General features: G+C 60.1%; 15 protein-coding genes and 1 tRNA gene. 7 read left to right on the top strand and 9 right to left on the bottom strand.

Going from position 1 to position 15,782, the window contains the following annotated elements; genetic code table 11:
- Nucleotides 1–155 precede the first annotated feature (155 nt).
- The 4 genes from PBT88_RS19605 (at nucleotide 156) to PBT88_RS19590 (ending at nucleotide 6,846) form a co-directional block, all read left to right on the top strand.
- A complete protein-coding gene (locus tag PBT88_RS19605) occupies nucleotides 156–2,453 on the top strand; it encodes a TonB-dependent siderophore receptor (protein ID WP_270076969.1) in 2,298 nt (765 codons plus the stop codon).
- A 4-nt stretch (nucleotides 2,454–2,457) separates the two neighbouring features.
- Nucleotides 2,458–4,803, top strand: coding sequence for an SbmA/BacA-like family transporter (locus tag PBT88_RS19600; protein ID WP_270076968.1), 2,346 nt, complete (start codon nucleotides 2,458–2,460; stop codon nucleotides 4,801–4,803).
- A gap of 43 nt (nucleotides 4,804–4,846) precedes the next feature.
- A complete protein-coding gene (locus tag PBT88_RS19595) occupies nucleotides 4,847–5,383 on the top strand; it encodes a type II toxin-antitoxin system PemK/MazF family toxin (protein WP_270076967.1) in 537 nt (178 codons plus the stop codon).
- 248 nt (nucleotides 5,384–5,631) lie between these two features.
- Nucleotides 5,632–6,846, top strand: a complete 1,215-nt coding sequence (locus tag PBT88_RS19590) for an IS701 family transposase (RefSeq protein ID WP_270075978.1) — start codon at nucleotides 5,632–5,634, stop codon at nucleotides 6,844–6,846.
- Nucleotides 6,847–7,148: 302 nt separating this feature from the next.
- Here the strand turns inward: PBT88_RS19590 and PBT88_RS19585 are convergent, their stop codons facing one another.
- On the bottom strand, nucleotides 7,149–7,451 hold the full coding sequence (locus PBT88_RS19585; RefSeq protein WP_270076966.1) for a hypothetical protein: 303 nt from the start codon (nucleotides 7,449–7,451) through the stop codon (nucleotides 7,149–7,151).
- 90 nt (nucleotides 7,452–7,541) lie between these two features.
- Here PBT88_RS19585 and PBT88_RS19580 point away from each other — a divergent pair, with 90 nt between their 5' ends.
- The gene (locus PBT88_RS19580; protein ID WP_270076965.1) at nucleotides 7,542–8,015 is read left to right on the top strand and encodes an HIRAN domain-containing protein; all 474 of its coding nucleotides are present in this window, start codon (nucleotides 7,542–7,544) and stop codon (nucleotides 8,013–8,015) included.
- 1,137 nt (nucleotides 8,016–9,152) lie between these two features.
- Nucleotides 9,153–9,368, top strand: a complete 216-nt coding sequence (locus PBT88_RS19575; protein ID WP_270076964.1) for a hypothetical protein — start codon at nucleotides 9,153–9,155, stop codon at nucleotides 9,366–9,368.
- 143 nt (nucleotides 9,369–9,511) lie between these two features.
- Here PBT88_RS19575 and PBT88_RS19570 read toward each other — a convergent pair whose 3' ends face one another.
- The 7 genes from PBT88_RS19570 to PBT88_RS19540 form a co-directional block, all read right to left on the bottom strand.
- Nucleotides 9,512–9,952 carry a hypothetical protein gene (locus PBT88_RS19570; protein WP_270076963.1) on the bottom strand — a complete coding sequence of 147 codons (441 nt, stop codon included), beginning with the start codon at nucleotides 9,950–9,952 and terminating at the stop codon, nucleotides 9,512–9,514.
- Between the two features lie 205 nt (nucleotides 9,953–10,157).
- Nucleotides 10,158–10,676, bottom strand: a complete 519-nt coding sequence (locus PBT88_RS19565; RefSeq protein WP_270076962.1) for a lysozyme family protein — start codon at nucleotides 10,674–10,676, stop codon at nucleotides 10,158–10,160.
- A gap of 138 nt (nucleotides 10,677–10,814) precedes the next feature.
- Nucleotides 10,815–11,219, bottom strand: a complete 405-nt coding sequence (locus PBT88_RS19560; protein ID WP_270076961.1) for a hypothetical protein — start codon at nucleotides 11,217–11,219, stop codon at nucleotides 10,815–10,817.
- Nucleotides 11,216–11,773, bottom strand: coding sequence for a hypothetical protein (locus tag PBT88_RS19555; RefSeq protein WP_270076960.1), 558 nt, complete (start codon nucleotides 11,771–11,773; stop codon nucleotides 11,216–11,218). Before PBT88_RS19555 ends, PBT88_RS19560 begins: the two co-directional genes overlap by 4 nt.
- 107 nt (nucleotides 11,774–11,880) lie before the next feature.
- Nucleotides 11,881–12,090 (bottom strand): hypothetical protein, encoded by a 210-nt coding sequence (locus PBT88_RS19550; protein WP_270076959.1) that lies wholly within the window; start codon nucleotides 12,088–12,090, stop codon nucleotides 11,881–11,883.
- 95 nt (nucleotides 12,091–12,185) lie between these two features.
- Nucleotides 12,186–12,935 (bottom strand): hypothetical protein, encoded by a 750-nt coding sequence (locus PBT88_RS19545; RefSeq protein ID WP_270076958.1) that lies wholly within the window; start codon nucleotides 12,933–12,935, stop codon nucleotides 12,186–12,188.
- Nucleotides 12,935–14,566, bottom strand: coding sequence for a hypothetical protein (locus PBT88_RS19540; RefSeq protein ID WP_270076957.1), 1,632 nt, complete (start codon nucleotides 14,564–14,566; stop codon nucleotides 12,935–12,937). The genes PBT88_RS19545 and PBT88_RS19540 overlap by 1 nt, the downstream gene beginning before the upstream one ends.
- A gap of 595 nt (nucleotides 14,567–15,161) precedes the next feature.
- Between PBT88_RS19540 and PBT88_RS19535 the strand changes: the two genes are divergently transcribed.
- Nucleotides 15,162–15,581 carry a PilZ domain-containing protein gene (locus PBT88_RS19535; protein WP_270076956.1) on the top strand — a complete coding sequence of 140 codons (420 nt, stop codon included), beginning with the start codon at nucleotides 15,162–15,164 and terminating at the stop codon, nucleotides 15,579–15,581.
- A gap of 39 nt (nucleotides 15,582–15,620) precedes the next feature.
- Here the strand turns inward: PBT88_RS19535 and PBT88_RS19530 are convergent.
- Nucleotides 15,621–15,695 (bottom strand) — tRNA-Thr (locus PBT88_RS19530).
- Nucleotides 15,696–15,782 lie beyond the last annotated feature (87 nt).

Raw genomic sequence — 15,782 nt, 5'->3', positions numbered from 1 at the left:
CGCGAACAGACAAGACAATCGAGAAAATTCCGGCATGATTTCATAACGCGAATACGGGCAAACCCGCTCGCCAGAATAAGAAAATATTATAGATAACTTCGCTCATATTGAACATAACTCCGATAATTCGGAGTTGCTGGCGGCGGGCTTTCTCAATGAAATCAGCATCATATATTTCGATCGTGACAGCTTTGTGTGCAGTTTATCCGCAAATTGCCTGTGCAAAATCGCCCAATGGTCAAGAGGAACAGTTTAACTTCAAGGTGTCCCGCGGCAATATTTCCGATGTGGTCGCCGAACTTGCGGACCAGGCGCGCGCGACGGTCAAGGTCGAGGCTTCGGGGAAATCCGAGCCGGTGCCTGGCGTTCAGGGCGTCCATACGCTGCGCGAGGCGCTGAAAATTGTCTTGCGAGGGACGGACTGGAGCGTCAACTCCGACGGGACGGGCGCTTTCAGGATCGTGCGCGTGTCCACCGGCGACAGTATCGTGGTGGTAGGGCGCCGAACCGATTTCGTCGAATCGGTGAGCAGCATGGCAACCAGGACGGAGACGCCTCTGCGACAAACATCGTCGACCGTCGATACCGTGACGCGCGAAGTGCTGGAGAGCCAGAACGCCATTTCGACCGCGGAAGCCTTCCGCAACCTCCCAGGCGTCATCTACACGACGCGCGGCACTACTTCGCAGGCGACAATCGGGCAGGATCTGAGCGGCAGCAGGAGTTTCAGCAACGGTTTGCGGAACAGCGTCTCCTCGCAAGACGGGCCGCTGACCGATGTCGAAGCGATCGAAGTGCTCAAGGGGCCTGCCTCCATTCTGGTCGGCAGCGATATCCAGGGCGGAACGATCAATTTCGTTCCCAAGCGCGCAACCGGGCGCAAGCATGCCACCGTCGCACTGGGAACCGGAAGCGGCGATGAGTTTCTCGGTTCGTTCGACATCGGCGGCGCCATCTCGCAGAAAGCCGGGCTGTTCTGGCGGGTCGCGGGCCTGTCGGAGCATGCAGATACATTACCGCAGGGAACCGGACGAAGCCCCGATCAGAAGGCCATCAACCCGATGTTCGGCCTGCGCGCCAAGCATACGCGCTTGGATCTCGCCGTTCAATATTACACGAAAACGACACCGTTCGGGCCGTTCAGCGCCTACATCCCGACCACGAAGACGTTCGTCGATTATGGCAACGTCGTTGACGAGAATTCCCATTCGACGGTAAAATCCTTAAAAGGCTCGTATGATCTTGACCAGGACATTATTTCGTCCGAAAATCTTGATCTTAAGTTTCGATCGAGGGGGCAATATCAGCGCGCTGACCGCGACGTTCAAAACGCGACCGGCGTGGGCATAAATTATTTCGGATTGGGGCCTGCGATAAGCACCTATTCGCAGATTTCTCGAGACAATGTCTACGCCGGCTATGCCGACATATACGCGAAAATTTCTACCGGGCCTATCGTCCATCAGGCAATCGTCGCATTTGACTATAATACGAATACGTTAATTTACAGATTCAGCGCGGGCTTCGGATTCGGAGCGACCCCCGTGCTGCCGCTGCCCGGCGCGGGGCCGAATTACAGGAGCAAAGGGGAGCAATCCGGCATCATTTTTCAGGACCAGCTCACTGCAGGCAGATTCCATGCCCTGTTCGGCTTGCGCAGAACGAAATATGATTCGCATACATATCTTCCCTCAGGCGCGTTGTCGGGCAGGGTGAACGCCGACATCGTTCTGCCGAACGCAGGCATCGTCTTCGACGTGTCGCATGCGCTGTCGCTCTACGGCAGCTTCGCGAAGTCTTTTCTGCCGAACAGCCTGAGCATACCGACCCAGGACAACAAGCCGTTGCCGCCCATCGATCGGACGCAATATGAGGCCGGTTTCAAGGCGGGGCTGTTCGACGACAAGGTGACCGTCAATGGCTCCTTCTATCGTTTCACGACGAGCAATTCCGCCCAGATCGACCCCGCCAACCCCAATTTCTACATCGCCGGCCCGGGTGCAAAGGGACATGGCGGTGAGATCTCCGTCTCGGGATCGTTGAGCCCGACATGGAAACTCCTCAGTGGCCTGGCGCTGTCCACGTCGAAGCAGAAGAATGCGAGGGGGGTGGACACCCCGGTTCTGGGCGCCCCCAAAGCGACCTTCAATCTCTGGTCGATCAAGTCCTTTCCGCTGGGCAACGGCAAGAGCATCGATTTAGGTTTCGGCGGAAATTATAACAGCGGCTTCTTCGCCAACGACACCAATATTGCCAATCCCCCGAATTACAAGATCGACCGGGCTTACGTTTCGGTGAACGGCAGTTTCGCGGTGCATGTCAAGAAATTGACTATAAATGCGGTAGTCAACAATATTTTCGACCGCCGCAATTATCAACCTTCCAATACGATCAACCAGATCATCTATGACGTACCGCGTTCTTTCCGCGTGACATTGACCGGGGATTTCTGACGACATGGTTCAAGACGTCGCTGTCGAGCGAGATCCTCTGTCCAGTCCCGAAGAGGCGGCGGTGGTTCTCTCCGAGCGCCCACCGGAGATACAAGTCGATGACGTGTGGCGCGATGTCCGATATGGGGCGAAGCTGATCGGTCTGTATCTGCGGGCGCATCCTTGGCGTGATGGCACGTTGATCGCCGTGTTCGCAGTGCTCATCATTGGCAACGGCTATCTCGGACTCCTGTCGTCGCTCGCCAGCGCCGACCTGATGAACGCGCTTGCGGTGTTCAACCGGAGCGCTGCGATGACGGCCGTGGGACAGCTCGTGATCGCGGCGACCATCTTGGTCGCCGCCGCGCTCGTCTCGGAACTGCTTCGCTACATCCTCAAGATTCGTGCGCGCACCATTCTCAACGACCGGTTTGTTGAAAAATGGATGAGCGACGATCGCTACTATCATCTGGGCACTCAGGACAAGCTGGATCACCCCGAGCAACGTATCCAGGATGACGTCAATATCTTCGTCACCTCGATCATCGAGCAGGGGCCGGGGATATTCTATTTCATCACGCCACTCGTCCTGTATTCCGCGCAACTATGGCGTCTATCGCCACCGTTGGAGGTCAATTTCTTCGGCACGGAATATATCCTATATGGATATCTGCTGTATGGCGTCCTGATCTTCTCCATTCTGTGGACGGTGTTCACGCATTTCATCGGCCGCAAGCTGACGCGTACCGAGGTCGTGCGGCAACGGCTCGAGGCGCAGTTTCGCCAGGAAATGGCGAGCATCCGTGAAAATCGGGAAGCCATCGCGTTCGAGCGTGGGGCCGGCCTGGAATATCGTCGCCTGACCGAGACCTTTTCGCTCATTCGCAGGAACTGGCGCGACTATACCGTCGCCAATCTGCGCGTCATCTTCGCCACGCGGACCCCCAACGCCGTCCTCTCCGTGATCGCGTCGCTCATCTGCGTGCCGTTCGTGCTCAACCGGACGATGCGGATCGGCGACATCGCCATCGTCTCGATGGCCATGGCGGTCATTTTCCAAGGCGCGGGCGTTCTCGTCGTGCATTACCAGTCGCTCGCGATCCTGCGGTCGTCCGCTTCGCGTCTGCGGTATTTTGACGAGGCGATGGATGTCCGGATCGGCGGGGATCTTGCGCTAGAGCCCGCCGGCGAGCGCGCTTTCGAGCTGCACGATCTCACCATCCAATATCCCAACGGCGAGCCGATGCTGACCGTCCCGGAATTCAGGATCGCGAAGGGATCGCGCATTCTCGTCAAAGGCCCGTCGGGAAGCGGCAAGAGCACGTTGCTGCGCGCTGTGGCCGGGCTCTGGCCGCACGGGACGGGTTCGATCCGGTTGCCGGACGGCGCTTCGGTGACATTCCTGCCGCAACGCAGTTTCATGCCGACCGCGACGCTGGCAGGGTTGCTGACCTATCCACAGGATCCGGCACGGACGCCCGACGCGGTCCTCGGCGATCTGCTCGTGCGGCTCGGGCTTTCGAGCCTCACAGGGCGCTTGCACGAGTACAGGAACTGGCGGGACATCCTTTCGCCGGGTGGACGAGGCCTTACTTCGATCAGAGAATGGAGGCAGCGCAGAGGGCTTCCTGCCAACGTGCCGCCACCGCGCGAGAAAATGCCCGACCTCGCATCCGACTTTCAGCCAACCCCTCGCAAGAGCTACGGGCGCAGAGGGTGCGTTTCAGGCGCGATCCTGACCGCGCACGAGGCACAATATCAGCAAGGATATGCGCTCGGGCTGAGTGACAAGAAGCTAGCCGAGTTTGTCGGGGTCGCCGAGCGCAGCGCGTTCAGTTGGCGCCGCCGGCGAGGATTGCCATCGAACAACCCCGATCGCGCGCATCTCTCGCCTGAAGCCCGCGCTGCTCGCATGCTGCTTTATTCATTTGGGTATTCTGACGCCCGTGTCGCCAGGGAGCAGGGCGTGAGTCCGAGCGCGATCGAGCGGTGGCGGGGGGTATTGAAGCTCCCTGCCAACCGCGCGCACCGTTGGGACAAGACCACGAGATGCAGGGGAAGTCGTGAAAGTACCGATGTGCTGACGCGTATAAAGCGAGCACTGCCAGGCTATCTGTCGCCGGCCGACAGAGACGACGCGGCGAGCAACCTTTACATGGCCGTGATGTCCGGCGGCATTCCGATCGCAGAGATAGAGCGACGGGCGAAGAAGTTCGGCAATGCCGTCATCGGCGAATACGCAAGCAAGTTCGGCGCGAGGTCCTTGAACGAGGATATCAGCACCGATGGCGACGGCTTCACGCTGATGGACACGCTGGTCGACGAGAGCTCCAGCTCATGGCTGGAGGAGATGGGGGCGACGGTCTGGTGATCTGAAGGAGGGCGCTTGAAAGCGCCCTCCATATGGCTGCTGGATGATGCGCGATGCATCAGCGATGGAAGGCGGGCGGCGCCTCGACGGCGGGACGGTGCCCGCCCGAGAGGGTGGGGTTTACGTGGGACGTCTTGCAAGAGAGAGACTCGTCGGCCATCAACGCATCATGGGCCTTCCTTATCACCCGAAGCCGGGAACTATCGTAATTTGCGACTACACCACGGGCTTTCGTGAACCGGAGATGGTAAAAAGGCGATTGGCGGTTATTATTTCGCCTAAGCTGAAACGCCGCAATGACCTTGCTACAGTTATTCTGCTTTCGGAATCTGTGCCACCCGAGATGATGCATTGGCACATGAAGATAAATCTAGAAATTCCCGCACCTTGGGGTGACGGCCCGCGCTGGGCAAAGGCTGATATGCTTGCAACAGTAGGATATCACCGTCTCAATCTCCCTTACACGAAGCACCATGTCACAGGATCGCGCAGCTATAGTCAGATCGAGCTTGGCTCGAATATCGTTGACGAATTGCGCCGCTGCGCCGCTGCCGCGCTTGGAATCGTCATTGAAAATTAGCGTTTATGCTATATCTAGACCGGGTTCCTGCTCTGCTCCCGCCCGGGGGCATCAGGCTTAAGTCCAGGAGCGATCCTGGCAAGGCTCCCGGCGTTGCAAGCTAGGGGTTTGAAGGCCTCGGTCGGGAAGCCGTCCGGGGCCTTTGCCTTTTTGGCCTCTATGGACCGCCCCGCTAGGAGCGGCCCTTCCCATGTTTACCCTAACATTACAGTTGCATATCAAGCGGAACTCTGAATCAATAGGTCTCCATGGTAAGGAGGCCGTGGATGACGGGTGCATCGATAGAAGCGACACTGGAGTTGTGGGCGTCCTCGCTGCGGGACGTGAAGAGCCGTATGCGCGGGTTGTTCACGCAGGAGCGCGTTGCGGCGTCTGCGAACCTGTTTCTGGACGGCTTGCTGAGTGACGAGCGCCGCAAGACGGGTTGGATGCGCGCCGAGGCTGCAGGGGATCCGGGGCCTTGGCGGCAACAGGCTATTTTGGGCCGCGGGCGATGGGAGGCAGACGAGCTTCGCGACATCGTACGAGACTATGTTGTTGAGAGCCTTGCGACCGACGAGGCAGTCCTGGTCATCGACGAGACCGGTTTCCTCAAGCAAGGCAAGGCTTCCTGTGGCGTTGCGCGTCAATATACCGGATCGGCTGGCAAGATCACGAACTGCCAGATCGGTGTATTCGTGGCCTATGTATCGGCTCGCGGGCACGCGTTTATCGATCGCGCTTTGTATCTTCCAAAGAGCTGGACGGGTGATCCCGCACGACTTGCCGCAACCCATGTCCCTGAAGCGTTAGCCTTCGCCACCAAGCCGGCTTTGGCTGTTCAGATGATACAGCGGGCTTTGGCGGCCAAGGTCCCATTTTCATGGGTCGCGGCGGACGCCGTATATGGGGTCGGTGACGTCGAGCAGGCCCTGCGTCGAGCCTGCAAGGGCTACGTTCTCGGCGTGAAGTCGGATCACTATTTTGGCTCTTGGGGCGACAAGCCCCCGGTCGCAGGCAAGGCGGAGGAGATCGCACAAGACCTCGATGCAGACGCATGGAAACGCCTGTCCGCTGGTGAGGGCACAAAGGGCGCCCGTCTTCATGACTGGGCATATTGCGAGCTCGCCGATCTCGATGCCGATGAATATGACGAGACGAAATCAGGCGTGTGGACCCGGGGCCTGCTGATCCGCCGTAACATCAGCGACGGTGACCTGGCCTACTTCACGACCTGGTGCCCGGCCGGCACCAACATCCAGACACTCGTCGCTGTCGAAGGCCGTCGTTGGGCGATTGAAGATAGCTTCGAGACCACCAAAAACGAACTCGGCCTCGATCATAACGAAAGCCGTTCGTGGCATGGCTGGCATCGCCACGTCTCTCTGGTCATGCTCGCCTTCGCCATGATGGCGGTGATCCGATACCGCGCCAATGCCGTGACGCCCCCAAAAAGATCGAGGACGCGGACCGTCAGGATCTGATCCGCTGGTCGATCCAGGAAGTTCGGCGGATCGCCAACAAGCTCGCTCAGCGCCGCATACGGCCCGCGTACATCATCGCCTGGTCATGCTGGCGACGCGCGCACCAAGCCGCTGCCAGACGAGCTCATCTCAAAACTAGAATGCAACTGTAATGCTAAGAAACCGGCGCGATCTCCACATCCTTCTGCACCAGATCCTTGCGATGCTCCATGAAACTCGCCTCATCGACGATCTGAAGGTCGGCCCGTCCGGTCATCATGCCAGTCTTGATCTGACAGCGGACATAGGCCGTTTCGCCTGGATCAACGGATATCCACGCTCGCGGTCTTGTTGGTCAGGATATAATGCCCGGCCGGCACCGCCCACTCAGCGAACTTGCCGCGGCCTAGCTCGACCACCTCGGCGCCTTTGAAACGGATCGGGCACCCGAGCGCGTAGCCCATGAGCGCCGAGCCGCGGTACATGATGATCTTGGCGGAACCGGTTGGTGCAGGATTAGGCGCCGCCAGCGGATCGGGTGATGCGACGGGCGAAGAAGTCTGTGTCTGTGCGGCGGATGCAAGTAGAAACGCGCCGCAAAGCGCGAATGAAATAGCCTTGGTCATTGAACCCCCTGTCTCAGCCCGAACCCCTTCGGACGTGGCGTGGAATGTGTCTCGGCCAGCACCAGAGTCAACGGCTTGCTTAGTCGAGCGATGAGGGCGCGGGCGGCGGCATCGTCTGCGCCGGCGGTCGAGGAATTGACGGTCGCCTGCGTCGGTGCTCGTTTCGCCAATCCGAAGCGCAAGGGCGAGCCGACCGGCAATCGCGAGATGGAAATCATGTTCACCGAGCCGGGCGACGTCGTCGCCCGGCGCGCGGAGCCTGAGAACACGGCTGATGCGAACGCCATCGCGGTCTATGCGAAGACCGGCGTCCAGATCGGCTATATCAGCGCCGACCGGTCGATTCTGATCCGGCAGGCGTGGGCGGCAGCACGGGACGTCTATGCGATCTTTCAGCAGCGCACGCCTTGGGGCGCCTGGTTGCGTATCGGCCTTGGTCGCGAGCCGACGCTCCCGCCGGCCTCCGAGAAGCAGCCGACGGTCGAGGCCTCACGGCATTGGTGGCCGGACGGGGTGGCGGATGTCGATGACTTTTATCCTGACTATATCCCGCCAGACGATTGAATCTGAAATCCAAGGCCACCAAGTCAGTACGATGATCCGCCTTACTTTGTCCGATGGCACGCGAATCCAGATAGCAGCGGATGATGTAACCGATGTCGAAACGAGGGAAACCGGTACGTTGGTTCACCTGAAAACCGGCAAGACCATGTATGTTCTTCAGAACGCACAGATAGTCACGGCTCGACTTAAAATTGGGTGGAAAGACAGCGACGGAACTACCTAACTGCCTGCTGCGGTTGGGAGTGGGCTACGGCAACCAATCGATCTTGATTGCGTTGATAGGGTGGCTCTGCCCTAAACTGCGCTGGCCCCGCTTGTTGTTTTATACGCAACGTTCGGCAAGCGGGGTCTTTCGCATTCATCACCGAGCAAGGCGACCGTTGGCATAGTGCGCGGGCCGCCAGCGTATGGGCGGTTCGCGTATAGGTCCCGTCTGCTTCCCTGAAGCACCGGCGGGCGGGACCTTCCGGTTCAATCCATAACAGCCACCGATGCAGATTGCTTGTCCCGAGCGTTGTCTAACGCCCGTCACTTGGCTGCCATACTGCCATCATGCCGCAAAATAGACTAGCGATCCCAATATCGCATAAATGGCCAATGTGATCCCCGCAGCGTTTAGCAATCCAGCGATCGGATTTCCCGTGACAAGCATCTTTCTCTCTCTCCACGTCGGACCCTGCCGCTCCGATTGCAACAAGCGTTAACCCACTCGCTTCATCGCTGCAATCCAACGTTTCGTTGCCGCGATGCAGCGGATTTCCGCGGCGTGCTATAAGAGAGATTGTTGATAAGCAGCGCGTTGAGGTTTGCCATGCCGCTATCCTGCAAAATCTTCGGCCACGTCGGCGATTGGTCTGAAGCGACCGCCCACGATGGCGTGTGGTTTTCATATTGTCGTCGGTGTCGATGCCATGTGGTCAAGAACACTAAAGGCGGCCCTTGGCTTGCGCAGTCGACGCTAAACCATCCATTTGAAGGCTGGAAAGCCTGATTGAACCGGCGCGATCGGGTCTGGAGGAATCGTGTGAATCTTGGAGAAGCGCACTGTTTGCGAGGTTGACTAACCTTTAGACTGGGAGCACTATTAGGTCGGAATTAACGTTCCCCGGGGGGTGGACACGGGGTAATCGTATGACGATGAAGTCTTTCGTAAAGGCGGCGGCGACGTTTGTCACAGTTGTCGGTGGCCTTAATGTTGCTGCGGTTGCTCCGGCATCTGCTGAGACGCTGGCTCAATGTAATCTCGCATGCAAGATCCTCTCCGGCCCAGCCGGCTCGAACCCCGATGAAGCGCGCTTGGAGGCTTGTTTCGCGACTTGCGAAAAGATCTATGGCGGCACCGGAACGCAGTGAACTATCGATGCCGGACGGGTTATGCCGTCCGGCATAACTTATGCTTATCAGGCATCGCGCCTTCAATTTCGAAAATCTCGCAGGGCGTTCCATCTGGATAGTCTTGGGAGGCTCGGTGCCAACAAGGCGGCCGAGCCAGCACATTACGCGACCGCCAACTCCGGCGCGGCAAGTGCCTCGATCCCGTCGACGACGAGCGTGGTGACGACCTTGAGACCGCCGGCGCTGGTGATCGATGCGGCGAGCGCGACGAGCCCGCTTTCGAGGTTCTTGAGCGTGGCACGATAAGCGGCCTGGGCGACATCGAGCGCGACCGCCTCGATGATGGCGACGTCCGCCTTGATGCCCTGCGCCACGGCCGTCGCGACCAGCGCGTCGACGATCGCGAAGACCTTCTGCGATCCGGTCATGCCGGTCGTGTCGAGCGCCAGCTTCTGGGCGAGTTCCGTGGCGGCCGTGCCGAACGCATCGGCGATTTCCTGCTGGATCGCATGCGTGAGATCGGTCGTTGATGCGGATGCGCCGGGAATCAGGATCCCGGCGATGAAGCCGAGGGCCTTCTTGAGGGTCGAGGCAATGGACATGGTTTTATCCTTTCTGGGGGTGATCAGTGGTAAAGATGCCAGGGCGCCCGTGGAGCGATGACGAGCGAGTCTTGCTCAGAGGCCTCGTCATGGATGGATTGGCCCTGGCTGCTATCGGGAGGTATATGGATCGTCGGCAGACCGACATTGCGCAGGAGGCGGCGCGCCTTGGGCTGGTGGTGCTATTCAGCAAGCCAAAGGGCGGTCATGCCGCGTTCGCTGCCAGAAGGCCTTGAGCCAGCAACGCTTGAACCTTCGCGGTCACTTCGCCGCGCGTGATGTCACCATCGTGGTCGAGATCCAGCCCGGCGTTCTGGAGATAGAGCTTGGGGTTGGCCCCGCCCTTGCCGAACAGCACCGTACTGTCCGGCTTGCCGACGCCGGCCGGCCAGAGGATCGCGCAATAGAGGTCGCCGAGGTTGTGCAGTCGCCCCCGGTAGGGACGGAAATAGAGGTCGACGTAGTCCAGCTGCTGCTCGGCCGTCAGCGCTGCGAGCTTGGCCGTGGTCGTATGCAATTGCCCCGCCGTTTGCGGCATGAACTGGATGAGGCCGACAGCCCCTGAACCCGCGCCATTGCGAACGGACGGGGAGAAGGTGCGGCCAGTCTCCCATGCCATGCAGGCCATGAGATCGGAGGCCGAGCAGCCGAGGCCGTCGGCAATGGCGCGCACGCGGTCACGGAATGCGGGCGAGACTTTTCGCCCCCATGCGAGTGGGGTCATGGAAATCTCCTGAATAACGTGTACGGTGGCGATCGAGACGCAAGGCGACCCATCCGTCGCGCGGCCCATCTTCGAGGGTGCCGTGCGGTGCGTCCGTAAACTGAGCCCCGCGTTCCCTAAGCCGCGGGGCCCTTTTTCTTAGGCGCTGGGCGGCTTCGGTACGTCGTCGCTATCGTCGCCGAGCGGGCCGAGGTTGCGCTGCACGAAGGCGAGCGCCACCCGGATGATGCCGACACCGAATGCGCCAAGGCCGGTGCCGTAGCCGAGCGCAACAAGCGGAATCGGCCGCAAGGACTGAATGAACGCGAAGGTGAAGAACAGGGTGAGCAGCGTAACAGGCGCGTCGACCGTCCAGCGGTGCTCCGGCTCTGTTTTGCTGACGTAGAACCGCACCGCGAGGCAGGCCAGCAGGCCGGCGATCATCGGGCCCCAGTCGAACTCGTAGCCGAGTGCGCTGCCCGTCATCGGCTGGACAGGCGTGATGCGATCCGAGGCGACCGCCGCGCTGGCTCCGATCGTGAGCCCGACAGCCGCGAGCTTCACCGGAAAACGACCACGGCGATGGCGCAACCCAAATAGCATAGGACCAGTCCCCCAGGTCGTTTGAGCAGCGGCAAGCTGATCCACATGTTGATCGGGTGCGGCTCCTTGCGGAGCTGGTATGTGATCCCTGGCAAGCTCAGGAATAGCAGCGCCAGGCCGAGGAAGCCGATGTCGGCGCTGATTGGATCGAGCATCCGTTTGAGCGCCATGCCGCGACCATCGCCGTGCGCGTCCAGCGGTCCCCATCGCCACAGACTCTGCATCTCGGCAAAGCATCGCAGAGCGAAGGCGAATGACCACAGCATGCCGATCCGCCGGTAGAGCTGGATAGGCGACGACCATCCGTCGTGATCGGGGCTGTTCTCCGGGGCGAGGAGGCACCGAACGCTGTCGGTCGCCAGCTTGAGGAACAGCATGGCGCAGACGCCCGTACCGGCGAGGAAGACGAAGAGGTTGAGGATATAGAGCCAGTCGTGCCCCTCGAAGCTGGGCGGCGACAGCGCGGGCGGGCCGGATGCGAGCGCGCACGCGGCCATGCTGTTGGCGACGCTCACGAGCGGCGCCCCTTTCGGGTCGTCATGGGGGATGTCCTTCTTTGAGGAGCCGCGCCGTCCGCGGACAAACACACTTTACAAAAGTGTGGAAAGATTAACGGTGCGTGCTAGAAATTGGCCAGTTCGCGAACAGTTCCGAGCTTGCGAAGGATGAACGAATGGCCGGCGATAGTAGGGATATTTCTGTGACCGACGCCCCAAATACGCAGGAGGATCGCCTCCGGCTTATGCAGGATATCCGCACTGAAATAGCGAATGCCGCGGATGTATTCGCTTTGAAATCTGCTATATTGCGGTTCGTCGACGTCCAAATCCATGTGGAGAAACAAGACGTCGAAGCGTGGCAGAATGCGTATCGATAAGCAGCACGCGATCTGTGGCACGCGAATCCCGCCCCTTTCGAGGGCCCAGCTCAAGCTAGGCCGTAAGCCGTCCGAAGATTGAGCAGGTCGGCGAACACCGCCTCGATCTGGGCAATGGTCAGTGCAGCGTCATAGACGGCGCTGATCGCCATGCTGACGTCGCCGGTGGTCGTACCATAATCGCCGCCAATCCGAAGCGCGCGGTCGGTAGAGCCGATGGTCACGGCCGGGCTTATAGATTGTGAGCCAGTCGTCTCCGTCGCTACGCCCGGCTTTTTACGAAGCGCCTGGACATACGCAGGCGCGAAGATGCCTGCCGAACACTCGTAGGTGACGCCGCGCGTAGCATCTTTGCTGTTGACCGATGCCGGTCCAACATTGCTGCTGCCGGTCCATTGGAAGGTCCGGGTTGGGAAAGCATCTGGCGCCAGAAGCTCGATATCGTGCTGATTTTGCCGCCCTGGCCCGGCGCTCATGAGGCACCCGTTGGTGTTCGCCGGCACTTGCGCGAGACACACCAGTGTGACCGCGCCCGTTCGGGTTGCCGCCTGAGCGACAGTAAACGGCGTGGTGAGATAGTTTGCGCTGTTGAGGATTGTCGCCTTGGCGGCGGGAGCGTTAGCGCCCGTCATGACGAGATTCCGCCCGTTGCCGCTCAAGTCGGCGAGCGGGTCAGATCCGTATCCCGATCCGTGGAAATACATCGCATAAGCTGCACTCGCAGGATCGGCGAGCGGCAGATTTTTTCCATAGCGCGGATTGGATAGGACGCCCGGCGCCCGGATCGAAATCTTACCCATCATGAAGCTCCTTGCTGAAAAATCGGTACCCAATTGTCCATGCGGTTCGCAGACCCGTTGCGGTCGAAGACAATGTCGTCTCCCCGATTATCGCGCAGATTGCCGCCAGCCACGCTGCCGACACCTACCCAAGCGTATCGGACCTGGAAGCCGGCTGCCGGTACGGCGCTCATCTGAATGGCAATGCGATCAGCGCCCACAATGCGGGGTGCCGCCGCGATCGTCAGCGCGTTACCCGCGCTATCGACCACCTGGAAGCCCATGTTGGTCTGAGCGGCGAGAGTGGTGGTGTCGAACACCAGTTTGCGTTGTTTCGCCAAATTGAACTTGAGGATGATCGTCTTGCCAATGACGCTGATATGCTGCGGCAAAAGCGGCAAGGGCTTAACGCCGTCCCAGAGCCAACGCTTGATCGCGAGGCCGAGATACGCGCCCATCCAGTCGCGGCCGGCTGGTGGATAATGGAGATTATCGGGCCAAAACGGCAAGAAGTAGGTCGGGCAAGCGAGGCAGATGTTGTCGTCGGCGGCAACATCGATCTGCGCGAGCGCCGAAGTCGGCGTAGCCCGATTATAGGTCAGATGCGTCGACACCTGCGCGAGGAACAGAGGTAGCGGGCTCGCCGTGCCGGCGACGCCCTGCCCCCATGACTGGACATCCGAACGAAGCTGCCGAAGTTGCCCTGCATACGTTGCGCGTGACGTGTTCGCGTCATATTCGCTCTCGCCACCGATCTCAATCAGCGCTCCCGCTGAATAGGATAACGCTGCTGCGTCGGAAAGAGACCGACCATAGGTGATGTCGTCTTCGAGCTGCTGAAAATACTTGGTCCCCGATGAGCGGTTGATCAGGGACACGCCTTGCTCGCCGGGTGCCGAGACAAGGATTTTGCCGAGCGCTCCGCCTGTGATGTCAATCCCATCCTCCTCCCACAGGAGCTGCGCGATCATCATCACCAGTGCAGTGGCCTGGGTCTCACCATACCCGTAAATGCCGCCGAACTGAGTTTCGAGGAGAGGGGTCAAAGCCGGATGATTGACCGCTGCTGTACCGGCTCCGTCCTGCGCGCGCACGCCAGTCGAAAACCGCAACCCATAGGCTAGTGGCAAGGTCCGGATGACCTGAGCCGCGCCCCAACCAACCGAATTGGACTGGCCATACAGTACGATATGAAAAATTTCTGAAAGCGCCTGGATGGGGTCCCACTTCGGGTCGCGAACACCGCCACTCATGGCGCGAACGCCGGCCAGTGCCGCCCGGGTGGTGCGGGCGGCATATGGATGCACAAAATCGTTCTCGCTGAGGCTCCCGAGAATATTGCCAATATCGTCCTCGAAAACCACTTGAGGCGCCGACGATGGAAGGGATTTGATCCGCGCGGCGACGGCCTTCACCTGGTCGATGACGGGATGCTCGATATCATCGCCGGTGACCCGAAGCAGGATATTGCGAGCGTCATCCTCGACGACATATTCGGGCTCCTCGGAGGGTACGAGGCGGACGACTGATCCCGCCACAGAGCCTGCCGAGGCTTGCGTTTTTATCTGGTCGATCAGCGGGTGGCGGATGTTGTCGCCGGTGACATCGATCATCGTGTTGCCGGCGTCGTCGGTTAGCGGTTGGTCGGGCACGGTGGCGGCCGTGATCAGCCACTTTGCCTTGCATCGGCGACATAGCGGCTCGGCCTTGAGGCGTCGGATGCGCTGTCTCTGACCTGCGCCACCACGGAGCCGCTCAACCACGTCCGCGCACCAGCGCGCGAGCCTCGGCGCAGATGTGCTCCACCTCCTCTATGCGTCTCTCGACTTCTCGCGTGCATCTCGCCTCCAATTTAGATGGGACTGCGCGCCGGAAAGGCGGTAGGCCAGACGTAACCATTTCGCATTGGTCCGCGGGAATGGCCAGAGCCGGCAGCGTGCCCTAAATGCGCTGCCGGCTTGACGCGTTGATGCTTGCAAGGGAAGCCGCTACGGCTCGATCAACCGAATCTCACACCCCGAGATAAGGCCAGAGCCGGCGTTCGCGTCCCGATATAAGCGGCGCCGGCTCGCCCCGTTGACATCGTTATGAAAGAATGGCGATTTCGTCGAGGGCCGGTTCGCTCAGCTGTGGGGACCGCGAGCTTGAGCCGGCCCAACCAGCGCACCTGAACAGCAATACCCGCGACTTCGTCAACTGCGCGTTAACTGTGCGGCGGTATCTTTCAAGCGTTGCAGGAATCGGCGCATGGATGAAGATTACAAGGACCCCGCGAGTGGCACGGCGAGCGCAAAGCGCCGAGCGCTTCGCGAAGCTATTTTCCTTGGCGCTACGGTGGAAAGTCGAAGCAGGTCGTCGTCCGGAAGGATACGAAACATCTCGCCGACCGGCGCCTTGCTCGAAACCTCAGAAGCGCTGAACATCGGGGATTTCATCGTCATCAGCTTCCGCGGCGTGGATCACGTGCGGGCCATTGTGAAACGGTGTGCGCCGAAAGGCTATGGCATCCAGTTCGAAACGGAAATCGATCCGACGGCATGCCGCACGTCCACCGGCCAGTCGCCGACAGGCGGGCGAGAAACATTCTTGCTTCATCTGCGCGAGGAAGACCGGCGTCGTATTTGGGACAATAGCGAGATGGTATTCAAGCGACCCCGGCTGAAATAGCAAGGTTCCGCGCGACCCGGATAGCCAGCCACCTGATGATGGAGCCCACGCTCGGGATCGAACCGAGGACCGCCCGCTTACAAGGCGGGTGCTCTACCGCTGAGCTACAAGGGCTAGACACAGCAACGCCCGCTCGCCGTTTCCGGCTGCGGGCGCAATGACTGACGTTCGCTATTTGTCACACGTCGCCGCCGGATGCAA

Origin of the sequence: Sphingomonas abietis, assembly GCF_027625475.1 — a bacterium.
GTDB lineage: Bacteria > Pseudomonadota > Alphaproteobacteria > Sphingomonadales > Sphingomonadaceae > Solisphingomonas > Solisphingomonas abietis.
The sequence above is the reverse complement of the archived record's forward strand: the minus strand, read 5'-3'. Positions and strand labels throughout refer to the sequence as shown.